The 19,277-nt window shown below is 37.2% G+C and carries 10 protein-coding genes; 5 read left to right on the forward strand and 5 right to left on the reverse strand.

All coding sequences use genetic code 11. The annotated features are described in order from the left end of the window. Positions 1–29 precede the first annotated feature (29 nt). Positions 30–2,585 (reverse strand): phosphocholine-specific phospholipase C, encoded by a 2,556-nt coding sequence (locus QM481_RS05375; RefSeq protein ID WP_283380944.1) that lies wholly within the window; start codon positions 2,583–2,585, stop codon positions 30–32. A 185-nt stretch (positions 2,586–2,770) separates the two neighbouring features. Then, on the reverse strand, positions 2,771–5,698 hold the full coding sequence (locus QM481_RS05380; RefSeq protein WP_283380945.1) for a PAS domain S-box protein: 2,928 nt from the start codon (positions 5,696–5,698) through the stop codon (positions 2,771–2,773). Between the two features lie 503 nt (positions 5,699–6,201). On the opposite strand from QM481_RS05380, the gene QM481_RS05385 reads away from it, so the two are divergent. The 4 genes from QM481_RS05385 (at position 6,202) to QM481_RS05400 (ending at position 13,302) form a co-directional block, all read left to right on the forward strand. Next, entirely contained in the window at positions 6,202–6,603 is a 402-nt protein-coding gene (locus QM481_RS05385; RefSeq protein ID WP_283380946.1) for a ketosteroid isomerase-related protein, read from the forward strand. 1 nt (position 6,604) lies between these two features. Continuing rightward, positions 6,605–7,186, forward strand: coding sequence for a GNAT family N-acetyltransferase (locus QM481_RS05390; RefSeq protein WP_283380947.1), 582 nt, complete (start codon positions 6,605–6,607; stop codon positions 7,184–7,186). A 34-nt stretch (positions 7,187–7,220) separates the two neighbouring features. Next, positions 7,221–8,120, forward strand: coding sequence for a carbon-nitrogen hydrolase family protein (locus tag QM481_RS05395; RefSeq protein WP_283380948.1), 900 nt, complete (start codon positions 7,221–7,223; stop codon positions 8,118–8,120). A gap of 625 nt (positions 8,121–8,745) precedes the next feature. Next, entirely contained in the window at positions 8,746–13,302 is a 4,557-nt protein-coding gene (locus QM481_RS05400) for a PAS domain-containing hybrid sensor histidine kinase/response regulator (RefSeq protein WP_283380949.1), read from the forward strand. Positions 13,303–13,524: 222 nt separating this feature from the next. Here the strand turns inward: QM481_RS05400 and QM481_RS05405 are convergent, their stop codons facing one another. Together QM481_RS05405 and QM481_RS05410 are read right to left on the reverse strand one after the other, a co-directional pair. Continuing rightward, positions 13,525–15,456: an acetoacetate--CoA ligase gene (locus tag QM481_RS05405; protein ID WP_283380950.1), complete on the reverse strand. Its 1,932-nt coding sequence runs from the start codon at positions 15,454–15,456 to the stop codon at positions 13,525–13,527. 134 nt (positions 15,457–15,590) lie between these two features. Then, on the reverse strand, positions 15,591–16,850 hold the full coding sequence (locus QM481_RS05410) for a Glu/Leu/Phe/Val dehydrogenase dimerization domain-containing protein (protein ID WP_283380951.1): 1,260 nt from the start codon (positions 16,848–16,850) through the stop codon (positions 15,591–15,593). Positions 16,851–17,270: 420 nt separating this feature from the next. Here QM481_RS05410 and QM481_RS05415 point away from each other — a divergent pair, with 420 nt between their 5' ends. Further along, positions 17,271–17,732 (forward strand): hypothetical protein, encoded by a 462-nt coding sequence (locus QM481_RS05415; RefSeq protein WP_283380952.1) that lies wholly within the window; start codon positions 17,271–17,273, stop codon positions 17,730–17,732. 261 nt (positions 17,733–17,993) lie between these two features. On the opposite strand, the gene QM481_RS05420 is transcribed toward QM481_RS05415, so the two are convergent. Continuing rightward, a complete protein-coding gene (locus QM481_RS05420) occupies positions 17,994–19,190 on the reverse strand; it encodes a redoxin domain-containing protein (RefSeq protein WP_283380953.1) in 1,197 nt (398 codons plus the stop codon). Positions 19,191–19,277: the final 87 nt, after the last annotated feature.

The raw sequence follows: 19,277 nt of genomic DNA on the forward strand, positions 1-19,277 counted from the left end.
AACTTAAGTCGCCCGCTAAGGGGAAAGATCTAGACTGTTTTGACTAGTCCCATCGCTGGGTCGGTAAAGCTTGATTTACCTGTTTCAACATGCCCAGCGTATCTTCTCAAAAAGACAGCATCGTCTTTTACTTTTACCGAGAAATCATACCAGTTATAACTTTTGGTAAGATTTAAGACTAATTTTTGCGATTGACCAGCAGAAACATTAATCGTTTTCAAACCCGTTTCATAAGATTCATCGATAATCTCAACAACAATATCTGCCTTTGAAATATTCTCTAAATTCAACACAACATTGCCCGTTAGGATTTCGCTGGTAGAAGTCGATTCGTAGGTCAAACTTGTTTTTAACTTATCTGACGCATCTCCTTTAAACGTTCTAAAAAAGCCATTGGGAGCATAAACGTCAACAGCGTATTGTCCTGACTCAGACTCAGACAATTGCCAAGTATCTTTCAATTGATCGCCAGCTTTTACGGCATAATCTCTTGCCAACATCGTCTCATAACCTAGAGATTTTCCTTCTGTATCTTTCTTTTGATAAGGAATCGTTGAATAAGCTTTGAAAGGTGAACCTTTGGTGCTTTTACCAAAAACCGTCGTTCCTGCCTTCATTTTGAGTTCAAAAGCATCACCTTTTAACTGTCCATCTACATATAATTCGTAAGAAATAGCACAGGCTGGTCGAATACCTTTTTCTTGTTGAGGCATCCATTTTGCTACTTGAGGATTTTGATTAATTGCCTCTTGCTCGGCTTCGGTCAGTACCTTATAACCCGATGGCAGTTGCTTAAACTGCGCTTGGTGGACAGCTTGTATAAAAGGCTCTTTCTCTACAAAACTAGGCAGAGGAATATTTTCGCCATTGTATGACTGAAAAACAGAAGTCAAATCTCCACAAACGGTTCTTCGCCATTCAGTGATATTGCTTTCATGTATATTCTTCTTTGTTTTTTTAGAAACAAATTTTTCCAAAAACTGAATCACAGAAGTATGATCAAAAACCTCTGAACATACGCGACCGCCACGAGTCCATGGAGAGGCAATCAAAAGTGGTACTCTAAAGCCTAATCCAATAGGTCCTTTGCGAATATCCTTGTAAGAACGTTGCTGTTCATGCGCAATATTTACTCGCTCTGCTGAGGCATCAATACCATGCGATACCTTTCCAGCGTCTTGCGCCTGATGGTCTGGAGCAACATAAGGCGGAATATGGTCGAAATAGCCATCGTTTTCGTCATATGCCAAAATAAAGATGGTTTTCTTCCAAACCTCTGGATTTTTGGTTAAAATATCCATTGCCTCTGACAAATACCAAGCCCCATACCATGGTGCACCTGGGTGGTCAGAAAAGTTTTCAGGTGCCACCAACCAAGAAACCGTTGGCAAATTGTTGTTGTTCACATCCTCTCGAAACTGATACAAGACATCGCTTTGAGGCACTGCCATTTCACGCTCTTTGCCTTCAAAATCGTATTTGATATGACTTAATTTTCTATAATTAGGGTCTTTTCTGTTATTCGTAAAAGCACGCTGATGTATGGCTTTTTGAGTATCTGTCAAATCCTTGAACTTGTCAGGATGATAGGTGACTAGGTCTACTTTGATTTGTGCAAACCAGCCTTTTTTCGAATCGAGTTGTCTTTGAGCTTTTTTATATTCAGCACTCGAGGCATCTAACGTTGGAAGTTTTTGTTCCAAAGTGCTGATTTCTTCTGGCAAAACTTTCTCCATTTTTTGAATATATTCATAATATTCTGGAGCAAATTTTACTTTATAATTCTCAAACCACTCAATAGGGTTATCAGTAAAGTTAGAAAGCCAAGCATCCTCCTCTCCTTCTAAGCCTGAGGATAAACTGATTTCATTTTGGTAAATTTTCCAAGGTACATTTGCCTCCTGAAGTCTTTCGGGAAAGGTTTTCCATTTAGCCCATTTTTCATAATCAATATCCTCATTCTTTACATTGGCCTTAGAATTGAAAGAAGCTTTTTCGCGAATAGTACCTGACCATAAATACAAACGATTGGGCGTTGTTCCCGTCAAAGAAGAGCAGAAATTTTGGTCACAAATGGTAAAGGCATCAGCCATGGCATAGTAAAAAGGAATATCCTCACGATTATAATAGCCCAAAGTCAGGGGCATATCTTTATAATCTTTGTTACCAGACTGCTTCGCTCCCAACCAACCGTTATTCTTTCCATTGTTGAGTGCATCGATTTGATTTTCCCACGAGTGTGGCAACGAACTCATCCATGTAGCTTTTGAATCCTTTAGATTTAGTCGGAAAGGGGTGTAAGTCTTGCCATCTTTTGTAGATTGTAACCAAACTTTACGTTTATCACCATCCGTCAAAGCGCGAGGGTCATTAAAGCCACGAACTCCCTGTAGGGTACCAAAACAGTGGTCAAATGAGCGGTTTTCTTGCATCAAAATTACCACGTGCTCAGCATCCCAAAAAGAACTACCTTGGGCAGGGTTAATTTCCAATGCTCGTTGAATAGATTGAGGTAGTGCGCCAAAAAATCCAGCGCCACTAGCTAGAAAGGAGGCTTTTTTAATAAATTCTCTTCTTGATTCCATAAGTTTTTGTTTCAATTGGGTAAGCATACTTAGCCTTTTACCATCGTTTGTGTTCGATTAGTACAAATCGCTAAATTGACCATACAATTTCAAACTCCTGTATCATATTGTTGTCATTTTCAATATGGTACAGGAGTTAAAATACAAAACAAATTTAAAAGAAGAAGGTTATCGTTACGATAAATTTATGATAACATTAAATTATTGGGAAAGCCTTTAGGTTCGGCAGACCAAGGAGATGCTTTTTTGACGATATCATGTATTACACCATCTAATTCACGCGCCGACACATCTACCCACGAAAGTAGCTCTGAGGAAGGTAAAGCTCCTTGAGTATCATGCATTAATAAATCGACTGCTCCCAATATACGTGCTAATGGTGCTCGAACACCATGTGATTGCATCCATGCGATTTCACGGAGTTTTTTATTTTGCTCCTCGATGGCACGTACATACTTCGTATTTTCTGTAATATCTTTTGAAAAGCAGGATACCCCAACAATTTCATTATCTCGATAAATAGGATATAAATTGATTTCCGAAATCTCTATTTCACCTTTAATTGGATTAAAGCTTGACACTACTTCAAAAAATGACTCTCCTCCTAATGCTCTTTCATAAAGCGAATCCCACAATGCAATTTCTTCAGGTGACCACTTTTCATTTAGCGCTAATGTTCCTACCTGTGGTTGTTCGTCTATTTTATCAGATATTCTTCGAGCAAAAATAGAGTTAAATGTAACCAATCGTTTTTCTGTATCAATCGACCAGATATAGTTATCGGTATTGTTAATTAATAGCTCCAAATTGGACTTCATTACCTCTATCTTATTCTCTTGCTCTTTTAGCGTAGTTATGTCTCTATACGAAACAGCCATACCATCGTTGAGGGGATTACAACTAACTGAAAGCCATTTTTTTGATTGCGCTTCGTACTCGATAAAAGAGTGTTCTCTATTTTCGTCTTGCGCTACCACATGTTGCATAAAGAATGGATGATAGGGATGAATATTAAAAACTTCCCATAAATACATCCCCATTTGCGACTGTGCATCCATATCAAAGAGCTGTTCAGCTGCCTTGTTGGCGTATTGAATTCGCCACTGATCATTTACGATAAAGTATCCGTCGGTAATACTCGATAAAATCCTACCACTATTTTCTGCTTCTAGGAGATACTGTCTTTTGGCTGATTGCTCTTGCGTTATATCCTTACCAATTAGATAGGCTAACTCGGTGTTAGGCTCATACGTTGAGCTCCACTCAATCCAACGAATACTTCCATCTTTGGCAACACAACGGTTGGTAAAAGTAGCACTAGCATTATTCTCAAACATTAAGTCCAAATCAAACCTTGCAGCGCCTAAGTCCTCTGGATGAACCACTTGTAAAAATGGCTTTGCATGGAAATCTTCTTTCTGATAACCTAACTCTTTACAAAAACGAGGATTTACTTTGATAAAACCACCATCTCGACCAATCGTACAGATATAATTATTGGAGTGGTTAAAGACATTATCCCAGTCTTTCAGGGCATTTAGTTTGACGATTTTTAGTCCTAAAATATCAGCCACACTTTTACAAAAAGAAGTATGTCTTTTATTGATCAGAGCAATATCTTGGGTACAAAGTGACAATATTCCTACTACCTTATGCTTACTTTTGAGTGGTAATACAAATGAGTTGCAGTCAATAGACTTTCCTGGAACTATTTCTCGCACTTGTCTACCACGCATGGCTTGTCCATGACGAAAGACTTGGGTTTCCCAATCATCAGAATGTTCTAGTCGAATGGAAGGTGCCAAAGATAGACTTTCATTGAAATTATGTGTTCCTAAGCTCACATTTTTCAAGTATTTACCTGTACCATCCACCACCCACAATAAGGCTGTTTGATAACCTGCTTGTTCACAAACTCGTTTCAGTACCATTTCAAATGGTTCATTAAAGGTTTGTGTTTGACCTAGCAGTCTATATATTTCATTTAAACAAAGTGTTTCTTGATTTTTTTGGTAGTTGTCTGTAATGTCCAGCAAGGTAGCCAAATGATTACCACCAATTAGCTTTCTATGTAATTGATAACTTGCAATTAGTTGGTTATTTTCAAAATCTCTTATTTTGGTAATGCCTTTTGCTTGGTTATGATCAAGGAAAGTCTGCCAAATCTGACAAAATGATTTCTTAAAACCATCCGTCATCAAAGGCTGAATTTTAGCATCCATTAGTTGATTATCGTAAGCCCTAAAAAGCTTAACTGCCGAGCGATTGGCATCTACGATTTGTCCTTCATCGTCAAAAACCAAGATAGCTTCTTGCGTTTTATCAAAAATTGTTTCAAACTGGATAAGAGAGGAACGTTCTCGATCTCGAGATTCAATAAGCTGAGTAATATTGGTAAAAATCACCAAAGAGGCAGGATATTCATTTACGATAATATTGTATGCTGAAAACTCTACGTGTAAGGTTTGATTGTCGGGTAAACACCATCGTACTACTGTTCGTTCACCTGTTCGTGAAGCCATATTGGTTTCCATGCGCTCCATGTCATCGGCATGACACAGCTCCGTGATTTTTCTTTGCTTGAGCCAATCTTCCTCCGCTGAAATAGTATCTTTTGTGGCTTGATTAACCATCACAATTCGATTGGTGTAAGCACATGTCACAATCATCGGTATTGCCGAGGTGGTAAATAAGCTCTGATAAAGGTCTACGTATTTGGATAGTTTTTGTTTGCTTTCTTTCTTTTTCTCATAAAAAGTCAGCACTCGCTCTAGCCAATCTTCTGTGAGTTGACTATCGAGCAAATAATCTTCATATTTAAGCTCATTTTGAGCTTTTAGTTCGATTTTATTGTCTTTGGGAAGTATTAATACAATGTAGAGGGGAGATGACTGCTGGCGGTAGTCGTTGTAATACTGTATATCTGAAGATGTAAAACTGGGCAGGTAATAAAAGACAATCGGACGGGTTTGGGAAGATTGTGGTTGGGTAATTTCTTCAATTGGAAGATGCTCATGATCGGTACAGAGTCCCTGAAGGCACGCTATTATGGACTCGGGTATGTCTCGTACTGAATTAGTGGCGGTAAAATTTTTAAATGAGTAAAGCAACATAAGGATTCACAATTATTAGAGAGTAGCAAGGATGCCATTTTTTTATATTTTCTTTTAACAATAATGCTCGATGTAAATATAGAAAAATAAGCCATCACCACAAAGCTTTCTTCAAATATTTAGGAATTTCGTCTTGTAGCTAAAAATATCCGCATTTAATTAAATTACCATAACCAAACTTTTGTTTGAAAACCACTCAAACCTCTGACTATCAAGTACTCATTTGTATTTTAATTTTAGCATACCTATCCAAAATATAAAAACAAGTTTTACTACCCTATAACAAGGGTCAGAGTATTCCCAATGAAAAGCTGAATCTCTCCTACAAAAAAAGTACAACGATAAATGCTAAATATACCATCTTGCACTTCACTAATGGTAATAAATTAATGTACCTACAAATAAAATACTCATTTGATTCTTGAATTATTTAATTTTGAATTGCATAAAAGTTATGCCCAGTGTATCGCTGGAATCAATGATTATTAATACAATTTAGTGCAATGAAAGGTGTAGAAATCGTAAAGGCGTACTACAATAGCTTTAATCAAAAAGATTGGCAAGGAATGTTAGACTTGCTTGATGAAAATATCCGTCACGAAAGTAACCAAGGCGATGTGCGTGTGGGAAAAGATAAATTCACAGCATTTCTTCAAAAAATGGACGATAGCTATGAAGAAACACTTACTAATATGGTTTTTCTAGCTGAGGAAACGGGCACACGTGTGGCAGTAGAATTTGTGGTAAACGGTATCTACAAAAAAGGGGAAGAAGGCCTTCCAGAAGCGCATGGACAAACTTATGTATTGCCAGCGGGTGCTTTTTTGGAGGTTAAAGACGGAAAAATCACACGAGTAACAACGTATTACAACCTTACACTTTGGATTGAATTAGTGTCAAAGTAACATGGAATTTATCAGAAAAGTAGGCAAAGAAATCGAAAGTGCTTTTGTGGATTTAGCAAAGCTCCGAATTGAGGTTTTTCACGACTACCCTTATCTATATGAGGGAACTTTAGACTATGAGTTGGAGTATTTGAAAACTTACGCTAATTCAGAGAAAGGCTTTTTATTCGCGGTGTATGATCAAGGAAAAATGGTGGGTGCTACCACGGCAATTCCCTTAGTGGATGAAACAGAAGAGGTACAAATACCGTTTATAGAACAGGGTTTTTCACTGGATAATATTTTCTATTTTGGAGAAAGTATATTGCTTAAATCGCATCGAGGAATAGGACTTGGACATCGTTTTTTTGATGAAAGAGAAACATTTGCTCAGGAAAATGGATTTCAAATTGCCACTTTCTGCTCAGTTGACCGTGGCGAAAACCATCCTCTAAAACCCTCAGAATACAGATCAAATGATGTGTTTTGGACTAAAAGAGGTTATACGCCACAGCCACATCTGGTTTGTGAAATGAGTTGGCTAGATATTGGCGAAACGCAAAGCACCCGAAAGCCCCTTCGATTTTGGCTCAAAAATCTGTAATCATTTTCACCAATAAACATTTTAATCCATTCGTATGAAAGTTCGTGTTGCAACAGCACAATATCCCATTACGCAACATAGCTCGTTTGATGCGTGGGCAAATCACGTACACGAATGGGTGGCGGAGGCTTCGGCAAAAGAAGCCCAACTGTTGATTTTCCCTGAGTATGGAGCCATGGAATTGACGAGTATTTTACCAGCCAATTTACAGTCTTCCCTTCAAGGGCAAGTGATTGAGTTGAGTAATTTACAAGAAAAATTTATTGATGTCTGGACTACCGCAGCACAGCAAAACCATGTGACCATTGTAGCGCCTAGTTTGCCTGTTATTATCAACGGGCGTCCTGTCAACAGAGCCATGGTTTTTTCAGAGAAAGGCTATGTAGGTTATCAAGATAAATTTTTCATGACTCGTTTTGAAAATGAAGAATGGGGAATTTCGAGTGGCGAAAAAGTACTCACCATATTTGAAGCCTCATGGGGAAAATTTGGGATTCAAATTTGTTATGATGTGGAATTTCCGATTGGTAGTCAGTTGCTTGCCTCAGAAGGTGCCCAATTAATTGTTGCACCAAGCTGCACCGAAACCATCAGAGGCGCTACTCGGGTACATATTGGTGCTAGAGCCAGAGCTTTAGAAAACCAAATTTATACCGCTGTATCTCAAACGGTTGGAAATGCCCTTTGGTCCCCAGCAGTCGACATCAATTATGGATATGCGGCTTTTTATGCCACTCCTGATAAGAATTTACCAGAAGAAGGTATTATTTCTTTGGGTGAAACGCAAAAACCAACTTGGCATTACCAAACCTTAGATTTTGACTTACTAGAACAAGTAAGAGCCGATGGACAGGTGTTTAATTTTAGAGACCAACAAGGTATTGCTACAAAACTTTTGTATCATAAAATTGAATTGAAAAAAGTTCAAGTTTAACGTATGTTGTACTACTTTAGGCTATAAACATTAACCACTATATTATTTCGATCGAAATAATATAGTGGTTTTTACTTAATACCTATCGCCTCAAGCATAATGATGTAATTTAATTTTGCACAAGGCTTACAATCCCTAATTATTCATATTAGTCCATAAATACCTCAAAAGCACTTGATTACGGATATTATTCTTCAGGAAATGAATCTTATTTTACAGGTTATTTCCTAAAAAATTTTATCAAAGACAATCTCCTCAAAAGTAGATCACAACACTGCCATAAATTTCTCATCTCCGTATTTTGTCATTTATCCTCAAAAACTAACAAAAATCATCCCTAATACTAGGGATTTTACACTCTTTTATAGGAATTTCTAACTATAGTCATTTGTTTTTATATTTCATTATTCTAACTTGCCGTTGCCTTCAACATCAAGATTATTGCTCCAAACTCATCTTCTGCTTAAGTGATAACTATTCTCAGAGAACCATCTCTGTGAATAGCCGTATAACATCCGTTAACAATGGTAAAATAACTACCTCAACCATCGCTCAATTTATAATGTATTCCGCCTACACGGGTGGAGGTAAGGAATTATTTGATAACCATTAATACACTAGTACTATGAATCAGGGGAAGATTGATTTATTTGAGGAAGTAAAACACAATCCAATATTTTTTGATTGGATTATTTCGAATGGTTTTACAGGATACGGTTTCATACAATCCAATGAAACTAATGCTATTTGGTTTAACACCGCACTTATTGAATTTTTCAGTAATAATTCCTTACAGTTGTCTGAGCTTCGGGTAAGAACTCAGGAATTTGCGCCATTTTCGATGGACACTTTCACGCTCCAACTATCAAGTTTGCAGAATAAAGACTTCAATGTCAAAACTCAGTTATTTCATTTCAACAACTCTGATAAAATTGCTCTAGGGTTTAATGTCGAGGAGGTAGTAAAAGAAGAAAAAACAGAACTCGTAAACTCAATTATTCAAAACAGAGCCTATTATGTTGTTACCACTGATTTGTTTGGGAACTACAGTTTTGTCAATGAGCACTTCTGTAAAGTATTTAGCTTTTCAAAGGAAGAAATTATTGGACAAAATGCTCTCCTAAATATCATTCCTGAAGATCATCAAAAGTGCCAAGATGCAGTTGGACTGTGTTTTCAGTTTCCCAATAAACCACATCCAGTAATATTAAGAAAACCTGACAAAAATGGCGAGGTAATCGTCAATGCTTGGGAATTTAGTGGGCAAACAGATCATCAAGGCAACGTTTTTGAAATTCTTTGTACAGGCTATAATATCACTGATCAAATCAGAATTCAAAACGACCTTAGTGTGCTCGTAGCTACTATGTCAGATATTCTTATGGTAGTGGGGACTGATTTCAAAATAAAGTATCTATCAAACAGCTGGGAAAGAGTATTAAATCAATCTGTAGAGGGCTGGATGGGGTTAAACTATTTAACATTAATTCATGAAGATGATAAAGAAAAACTAGCATCAGCGATCAAAAACATAGGAGAGTCTCAAACACAAACCTCGATTGAATATCGAATATTAGATTTTTCGGAAGAATGGGTATGGCTTCGCTCCTCTATCAATTATGATGCTGCCACCAAAAATTTAGTCTTTACAAGTCAAAATATTTCAGAAAATAAAGAAAAAGAAGAAAAGCTCAAGGAGTTGGCATTGGTTGCATCCAAAACCACAGATGCTATCATCATTGCAGATGCTAAAGGCCGAATAACTTGGATAAATCAGGCTTATCAAGATTTAACAGGCTATTCACTCGAAGAGGTAATGGGACGGAAACCTTCGGAATTGATTCATGGACCTGAAACGGACGCTGAAACAGTTAAAAGAATCAGAAACGCCATCAAAAATCAAGTTCCTATTTCTGAGGTTATTTTGAATTATACAAAGGATAAACAGACTTATTGGATAGACATGACCATAAATCCTGTTTTTGATGAAAATAATCATTGTACCAACTACATTGCCGTGGAGCGAAATATTTCTGCCAAAAAAATTGCAGAAGATGAGCTTCAAGCTACAAAAGCATCCCTTCAGCAAACCAGTGAAGTAGCACTAGTCGGAGGATGGGAATTGAGTATGCCCAACAGAAACCTCTATTGGAATGACATCACTAGAAGTATTTTTGAAGTTGAACAAGACTTTATTCCTGCCTTAGAAAAAAGCGTAAATTTCTACACACCAGAATATAGAAATTTGCTACGTGAATCAGTAGAAAATTGTATTCAACACCAGCAAAGCTTTGACATCGAGGTAGAAATATTTACACAAAAGGGTGTAAAAAAATGGTTAAGATTGATTGGTAAAATGGATGTTGAGTCCACGCCTCAAAAAGCCTATGGTGTAGTTCAAGATATTACAAAAGTAAAAATTGCAGAGGAGGAAGCGAAAAAATCAACTTTGCTACTTCAAAAACTATCAAGTCAAGTGCCTGGTAGTTTGTACTTATATGAATTTTCTGAAAAAACTGGAAAATTTTCGTTTCCGTATGTCTCTGCTGGTATTTCAGAGATATATGAGGTAACACCAGAAAAGATAATACAGAATCCTGAGTTAATTTTCAGCAGAATCATTCCTGAAGACCAACAACGGGTGATTGACAGCATGAAGTTTGCCCTAAATTCATTTACTCCATGGGAACAAGAGTTTAGGATTTTAGATTCTAAGGGTAATATAAAATGGCTAAGAGCTGCTTCAACTCCAGAAAAAACAGAGGACTCATCGCTGTGGCATGGATACCTGCAAGATATTACCAAAAGAAAGGAGTTTGAATACCAGATAACTACTTCTGAGGAAAAATTCAGAAGTTTATTTGACTATACGTCCGATGCAGTTGTACTCTATACCCAAAATGGTATTATGGACTGTAATCCTGCAACATTGAGATTATTGGGTGTATCTTCTAAAAACGAACTCTTAGGAAAGCATCCGATTGATTTCTCTCCCGAATTTCAACCTAATGGTTTAAGGAGTGTTGATATGATTCACGATGTACTTTCAGAACTTGCTCACAGGGATTTTTATGGGTTTGAATTTTTGCATAAAAAAATGGATACAGGTGAGTCTTTCCCATGTGATATCCTCTTAAACTCCATTAATATCAGTGGAACAAGGATTATACAGTCAGTGATTAGAGATATTACCTCTCGTAAAGAAACTGAGGCGCAATTGATGAGAGCTAGAGAACAAGCAGAAGCCGCCAGTCGCTCAAAATCAGAGTTTTTAGCAAACATGAGCCACGAAATCCGTACGCCTCTAAATGGTGTCATCGGATTTACGGATTTGTTGATGCGTACCCAATTAGACGAAACCCAACATCAGTATATGTCGACAGTCTATCAAAGTGCAAATGCTTTGCTTGATATTATTAATGATATTCTAGACTTTTCTAAAATAGAAGCTGGCAAATTGGAGTTAGCTCCAGAAAAAATTGATATACTAGAATTGGGCGGTCAAGTGGCAGATATGATTAAGTTTCAAGCGCACCGCAAAGACTTAGAAATGCTGTTGAACATTTCTCCATTAGTCAATAGATATATTCATGCTGACCCTGTTCGATTGCGCCAAGTGCTCGTCAATTTGCTGGGTAATGCTGTAAAATTCACGCAAACAGGAGAAATAGAGCTAAAAGTGGAAGTATTATCTTCAAGCCCTAACCACCCAACCTCATTTAGATTTTCAGTAAGAGATACAGGTGTAGGTATAGAACCTAAAAATCAGCAGAAAATCTTTGAAGCATTTTCTCAAGAAGATGCTTCAACTACTCGAAAATTTGGAGGAACTGGGCTTGGATTAACCATTGCTAATAAATTATTGGCATTGATGAACAGCAAATTGCAGTTAGAGAGTACCCCTGGACAAGGAAGTATCTTCTATTTTGATGTAGCTTTCGAAACTGAACAAGCGGGTCCTATCAAGACAAATTTACCTTTATCTATCCAGAAAGTATTAGTTGTTGATGATAATGATACCAATAGACTCATTATTCAGGAAATGTTGACCCTTAAGCAAATACAAGCGGTTTGTGTTAAAAATGGAATTGAAGCATTGGATAAATTAAAGTCAGGTGAAAAATTTGATGTTATTTTAATGGATTACCACATGCCTTATCTTGATGGTATCGAAACCAGTAGAAATATTCGCAAAAAACTAGAAATTGAGGCCAAACAATTGCCAATTATTTTGCTATCAAGTTCTTCAGATGATGATAGTCTTCAGGTGGCTTGTCATGAATTATCGATTCAACAAAGATTGGTAAAACCTATCAAGATTCAGCAATTCTATGAGGCACTTTCGAAACTTCACGCTAGCGAAGGTACTCTTCAAACAAGCAATGTAGAGCTTTCTGACGCGACCCTTACAGAATCGTTTCAGGCTAAAATGGATATTTTACTCGTAGAAGATAATCCTGTAAACATGCTTTTGGCAACTACTTTTTTGAACAAAATAGTACCAAATGCCACTGTAATCAAAGCCAATAATGGCGCAGAAGCACTAGTAAAATTTCAAGAAAAACGACCAGATATTGTGTTTATGGACATTCAAATGCCTGTGATGAATGGCTATGAAACGGCTACTGCTATTCGAAAAATAGAATTGAGTCAAAACCCGATTCCAATTATAGCCCTCACGGCTGGCACTGTCGTCGGCGAAAAAGAAAGATGCTTGGAGGCTGGTATGAGTGATTATATTACCAAACCTGTTTTGAAGGCAACTATTCAAAAAATGATTACTAAATGGGTCTTGGAGCAACCCCAAAAGGAAACTTCTACACTTCCATCAACAGAACGCATAGAGGTACATTTTGATAAAAATGAACTGATGGAAAGAACAGGAGCCAACAACGAATTGATTGGGCAATTGATGGAATTAACGTTTGAGCAAACGGATAGTTTTTTAATAGAAATCCAAAATGCATTTGAAACTAAAGATTGGTCGTTGGTTCAATCGCTGGCGCACAAACTCAAAGGAACAGCTCTTTCAGTGAGTTTTATGAAACTTGGTAATATTGCCCAAGAGTTGGAAGAATTACCAGAACCAACGAATGATCAAGTGCAAAAACTGATTCAAGAACTATCAGACGAAATAGCTTGGCTAGAAGCATTAAAACCATCTTTACTTGTGCTGATTTGATTAGTTTTCTAGATTAAATTCTTGTTTATTACATCAGTCAACCCGAATTTAATCAGTAGAGACGCAATGATTGCGTCTTATACTGAGTAAAAATCTAACATGATAGCATCAAAAAGTGGTCGAAAAATACTTTCCGACCACTTTTTTGGTAAAAACTTGGAGCGAAATCCTAATCCTAAAAATTCGGGATGACTCATGTTTTATATATCCTTAGAAGAAATACTACGCTATGTGAAAATTTCTAAAAAATTCTAAACTCTGAGGATTACGTACAGCACCTATATTGACAGCTTTGTCAAAAGGTTTTCCTTGAATCAGTTTTTTTACTGGTAGTTCCAATTTTTTGCCAGAAATCGTATAAGGTATGTCCGAAACTTGTATAATCTGATCTGGAACGTGTCGAGGCGAATACGTTTCTCTTAATACTTTTTTGATGATTTGTTTTTGAGACTCTTCAAGTTCACTTCCCTCTTTTGTAACCACAAACAATGGCATGAAATCTTTATCCTCTAAATGAATAATTAAAGAGTCCTTGACAAATTCAAGGGCTTCAACGGCTCTATATATTTCGGCAGTACCTATACGAATACCTCCACGATTGAGGGTAGCGTCCGACCGCCCAGCAATGACCAAGCCTCCTGTTGATGTCAATTTCACCCAATCGCCATGACGCCAGTTATTGGGATATTCTTCAAAATAGCTGGCTTTGTATCGTTCAAAATCAGGATCATTCCAAAAAGAAACAGGCATTGACGGGGTTGGCTGAGTGATGACCATCTCCCCTATTTCATCATGTAAAGGCATCCCATTTTCATCCCAAGCCTGTAAATCAACACCTAATCCTATACATTGAATTTCACCTTCATATACAGGAGAGATAGGATTTCCGCCTACAAAAGCTGTACAAACGTCTGTCCCACCCGAAATTGATGCTAGCCATACTTCTGGATTTACTTGTTCGTAGATCCAATCAAACCCTTCGGGAGACAAAGGAGAACCTGTCGAGCCTATTGAACGTAAATGTTCAAACGTATAATTTACCCTTGGGCGGACTTGCTCTTTCATACAAGCGTGAATAAAAGCAGCACTCGTTCCAAAATGATGTACGGGAGTTTCTGAAACTAATTGCCAAAGTGTATCCATGTTGGGATACCCTGGACTTCCATCATACAGTACCAAAGTAGCACCTGAGAAAAGTACAGAAATGGAAAAATTCCACATCATCCAACCAGTCGTTGAAAACCAGAAATAGTTTTCATTTTCTTTTACATCATTATGAAAAAGAAGATACTTTTTATGCTCCAGCAAAATTCCTCCGTGACCGTGAACAATCGGCTTTGGAATGCCTGTAGTGCCTGAAGAATAAAGAATATATAAGGGAAAATCGAATGATAATGGCTCAAATGTTAATACGCTATTGCGGTTTGCCACCGGAGTATTCCAATCAACTGTATTCGGCAAGGTATTGCCAATAGACATATAATCAATCAAAATAGTCTGCTGCAAACTTGGCAAATTCTCTTGGAGATTGGCTACTACAGCACTTCTATCAAAGACTTTGCCACCATACGAATATGAATTTACGGCGATTAATACCTTCGGTTCTATCTGTCCAAAACGCTCCAAAACACTTCCTCCTCCGAAATCAGGAGAAGCACTCGACCATATTGCTCCAATTGAAGCAGTGGCTAAAAATGCTATCACCGCTTCAGGAATATTCGGTAAATACCCACAAACGGTATCGCCTTTTTTGACTCCTGATGCTCGTAGATAATCTGCTAAAGAGGCGGTTTTTTGATGAAGTTCTGCCCAAGAAATGGCACGAAGTGGGGATGTTTCTGATTGAAAAAGAATCGCAGGACGATGACTCGTTTCGAAGGAAAATACATGTTCAGCATAATTGAGCTGAATTCCTTCAAACCATTTGGCATGAGGCATTTTTCCAGAAACTACTTCTGAATATTGCCCTGTAAATTGAATGCCAGAATAATGTAAAAATATATCCCAAAATTTGGCGATGTCTTTTACCGACCATTGCCAAAGTTCTTGATAAGTATTGAAATGCAGCCCATATTCATGCGAAAGGTAATCCATAAATCGCTTGAGATTGGACTGCGCAATTTGTTGCTCGCTAGGCGACCAAAGAATTTTCATAGTTTTACGGTTGAGATTGAATTAGCAGAGAGGCAAAATATTCAAAATAGCGCTATTTTCAAAAGGTATTTTTGTGAATAAACACAAGAGGCAACTCAGTCTTGATATTTTGCCTGAATTGCCTCCTATTTTTCTTACACTAATTCTACTTCCACTTTATTTTCTAATTTTTCCAAAGCAATACGATATAATTCATTGGCTAGCAAAGTTCTACTTGGATGTTGAGTGTGTAGTTCGTCTAGAGCTTTATATATCGTTTCAGAAACATCCTCAAAAATTCCTTCATCAGTCACCATCGCTGAATCGCTCATGAGATAAGCAAATACACGAGCCATGCCACAATTTGCCACAAAATCAGGAATCAAAGCTACTTTAGCATCTGCCATTTCCATGGTAGGACCATAGAAAATTTCTGGGTCATTGAATGGTACATTTGCTCCACAAGAAATTACCTCAAGCCCATTGTTTACTAATTTTTCCACCTGCTCGGCACTTACAATTCTTGAAGCTGCCGCAGGAATAAAAATCTCTGCTCCTACTTCCCAAATTTTAGCGTTTGTTTCCTCAAAGCTCAACATATTTTCAGCATATAAGGTATTTTGCTTTTTGTTAAAGAAAAGGTCTTTGATTTCTTCCAATCCCAAACCCTCAGGCACAACCAAACCACCATTTCTATCAATAATACCTACAATTTTGACACCCATACGAGCCAAATTGAGTCCAGCAGCGGCAGCCACATTTCCCCAACCCTGAATAATCGCTCTTTTTTCTGACAAATTACCACCCCACAACGAGTAATAATGCTTGACAGCCTCAGCCACCCCGTAACCCGTAATCAAATCTGAAACGGTATATCTATGAATGTTTTGGCTTGAAGTCGGCGTGTAATTCCAATCTTCAATAATTTTAGAAACACCTTGACGCAACTGACCTATCAAACGTATCTTTTGTGCCTCCGAAGCATGAAAATGTCCATTAACAATACCTTCTTGTGGGTGCCACAAACCATATTTTTCAGTGACAGGAATTACTTCATGAACTTCATCTACATTCAAATCGCCACCAGTGCCATAATAGTTTTTTAAAAGTGGCGCCACCGCTTTATACCAACGCTCCAAAACACCCTTTTTGCGAGGGTCGCTTGGGTCAAAGTTGATGCCAGATTTCGCCCCACCGATTTGAGGACCAGATACTGTAAATTTGATTTCCATGGTTTTGGCCAAAGATTCCACCTCACGCTTATCAAGTCCTTTGCGCATACGAGTCCCACCACCTGCAGCCCCTCCACGTAGGGAATTGATGACTACCCATCCCTCGGCTTCAGTTTCAGAATCTTTCCATTCAAATACGATTTCTGGTCGTTTGTTTTCAAATCTTTTGAGTGCTTCTTTCATTGGTTTGTCGAGTGCTAATGGTCTAATTTGTTAAAATTTATCGTACAATATCAAAGGTTAATTATCGCTACAATATTAGTTGTTTTAACAAATATTAGCAAACAAACATTAAAGAATAAATAATTTAAGTATTAGGAACTTCAGACAGTACCTTTAGGCCGTAAGCCATAGGCATTAGGCAAAAAAGGTTTACTTATTTCATGAGAAATACTTTTCAACTTTTAGCCTACTGCATAAAGCATAGAGCTTAAAACGGGTAAAATTATTTTAATTTTGCCACTAGCTTAGGTCTGAGCGCCCGAAGAATAAGTTATTTCTGAAATACTTTCCTAGCTTTTAAGATTATCCTAATTTAGTATTTAGCTACCTGAACGTTCTTCTCGTAGTTGATGAAACACCTAAAATAAACTTTCTACTGCCATGTTCTATTCACTAAAAAAATTACATCCCACCTTGAGGTTTTTTATTCAACTCGGTATTGCATACATCCTTTTTCACTTACTTTTTCTTCTAGGAGTTTGGCTTATGGAACTATACCCCCACAAGATTCCATTCGCAGAATTTAAGGTCTCTGATGTTTCTCTACCTAAAAGTTTTGTAGATTCTGTTTCTTCTTCAAAAGGCTCTTCACACTCCGTACTACTATTAAAAATTACAGGTGAATTAGACGATAGTGCTGAGGTATCTTATGGTTTTTATGCCTTTGAAAAGAGAAAAGGCATAAAAACTTCAAAATTCATAATGAGCTTTACAAAAAAGCTTTCTAAAGGAAAAATAAATATCGATGAACGACATGACTATTATGCCAGCGATACGATTCATGTTTTTTTTACTCCAAAAGGTTCAAAAAAAGGTTGGTTGAAGATACGAACCTCTATCTGATGATAATCGTTTAGCGAAGGGTAATTGAGTGATTATTTTATGAAAGGATTTTTGTTAATTTGACTGTAAGAGTTCAAACCATTCATTAAAAAAGGGTTCGAAAATTGTTTTTTCGAACCCTTTTTTTTGATACTGTGACGCTTAATGACTAAGCTCCAGACGCAAAGCATTGCGTCTAAAGAGGTAAAATATAAATTTTTAAAATAATCACTAAATCACTCAACCACCACTCAGTAAATACAAAAAAGATGGCTCCTATTACTATTTATCAGCTACTAAAATCATCAGCTTTACTTTCCTTTTTCCATCAGTTAATGTTAAACCTATCTTTTCTAACTCCTCCAAACAAGCGTTTGGTTTTTCGGGATACCAAGGAAAAGATAAATTGTATTTTTTCGTTAATCCCGTTTCATCAATAATAGGTTTACTGAGGTTGTCCTCTAAAAAAGAGGCAAGGTTTTCTATTCCTCCACTTTTCATCTCAATTCCATTTGCTGAGGTAGAAACAGCAGGTGTATCATCACTCTTAGCTTCTTCCATTTTAACAGTATCACTTAATTTTGTCAAAACTTTTACGTCAATCTCTCTTTCTTCGAACTTCACCTTCACAGGAGCAATACCACTCAAATACCCCAGTATGGCACTTGAAGCTTGCTCTTTAGTGAATTTAGGCGCATATATTTCCAAACCGATTGCTTGGTCAGACGCACCCCATCCACGGTAATATGATTTTGGATTTTCCCATCTCGTCCTAGTTCTGTTGGGATAATTATACAATATTTCGTAGATAGTTGAATATGACATATTGATAAACGTTAACCTTCCATTTTTGAAAGATTTGTAAACGCTATAGGCATTCTTATCAAAAGGTTTTTGTACAATTTGAACATCAGTTTCTCCTTGCTCTGATCCAATCAGATTTTCTATCTCCTTCTCTACCCCATCAGAATATTGCGCTGTTACTTTTTTGCCAGCAATAAGTTCTTTGATATGTTTATCTGTTACTAATCCAGCAGTGGTAATACTTTGTACCATTCCACTCTTATCAATAAAAATGGTATGTGGCACAGCCTCGTGAGGAAAATACTTCACATATTGTTGGTCATTAGTGTCCAAAACTACAGGCAATGCTAATTTCCTATTCTGGAGAAATTTGACAATTCTTGCTTTTTTGTCTTGGGCAATGGTAATAATTTTCAAGTCCTTTTGATAATCCTTTTGCCACTTTTCTAATTTCGGAAAAGATTCGATACAAGGTCTACAACTTGTCGACCAGAAATCGATAATGACAGCTTTCCCTTTAAAATCCGAGAGTTTATAGCTCAGCTTCGAATCGTTGAGTACCTCCTTAAATACAATTTCAGGAGCGGGTTTTCCGATCAGTTTAGAAGATTGAGCATTGGAAAAAAATGGAAGAAGAGCAATAAAGGCAATTAGTGTGATTTTTGTGTAGGTCATTGAGTTGTGTAGTTTGGGTGAAAAATAAAATATAAGTCATGTTTAAGTATTAATGCAAAATAAAATTGCATCAATACGCTTTAAGCT

It is taken from the genome of Flectobacillus rivi (assembly GCF_030056655.1).
GTDB classification, from domain to species: domain Bacteria; phylum Bacteroidota; class Bacteroidia; order Cytophagales; family Spirosomataceae; genus Flectobacillus; species Flectobacillus rivi.

Excerpts from the sequence above, each read along its gene's own strand:
- QM481_RS05415 (WP_283380952.1), top strand. The coding sequence starts at position 17,271 with ATGTTCTATTCACTAAAAAAATTACATCCCACCTTGAGGTTTTTTATT.
- QM481_RS05410 (WP_283380951.1), bottom strand. The coding sequence starts at position 16,850 with ATGAAAGAAGCACTCAAAAGATTTGAAAACAAACGACCAGAAATCGTA.
- QM481_RS05390 (WP_283380947.1), top strand. The coding sequence starts at position 6,605 with ATGGAATTTATCAGAAAAGTAGGCAAAGAAATCGAAAGTGCTTTTGTG.
- QM481_RS05380 (WP_283380945.1), bottom strand. The coding sequence starts at position 5,698 with ATGTTGCTTTACTCATTTAAAAATTTTACCGCCACTAATTCAGTACGA.
- QM481_RS05395 (WP_283380948.1), top strand. The coding sequence starts at position 7,221 with ATGAAAGTTCGTGTTGCAACAGCACAATATCCCATTACGCAACATAGC.
- QM481_RS05375 (WP_283380944.1), bottom strand. The coding sequence starts at position 2,585 with ATGGAATCAAGAAGAGAATTTATTAAAAAAGCCTCCTTTCTAGCTAGT.
- QM481_RS05385 (WP_283380946.1), top strand. The coding sequence starts at position 6,202 with ATGAAAGGTGTAGAAATCGTAAAGGCGTACTACAATAGCTTTAATCAA.
- QM481_RS05405 (WP_283380950.1), bottom strand. The coding sequence starts at position 15,456 with ATGAAAATTCTTTGGTCGCCTAGCGAGCAACAAATTGCGCAGTCCAAT.
- QM481_RS05420 (WP_283380953.1), bottom strand. The coding sequence starts at position 19,190 with ATGACCTACACAAAAATCACACTAATTGCCTTTATTGCTCTTCTTCCA.
- QM481_RS05400 (WP_283380949.1), top strand. The coding sequence starts at position 8,746 with ATGAATCAGGGGAAGATTGATTTATTTGAGGAAGTAAAACACAATCCA.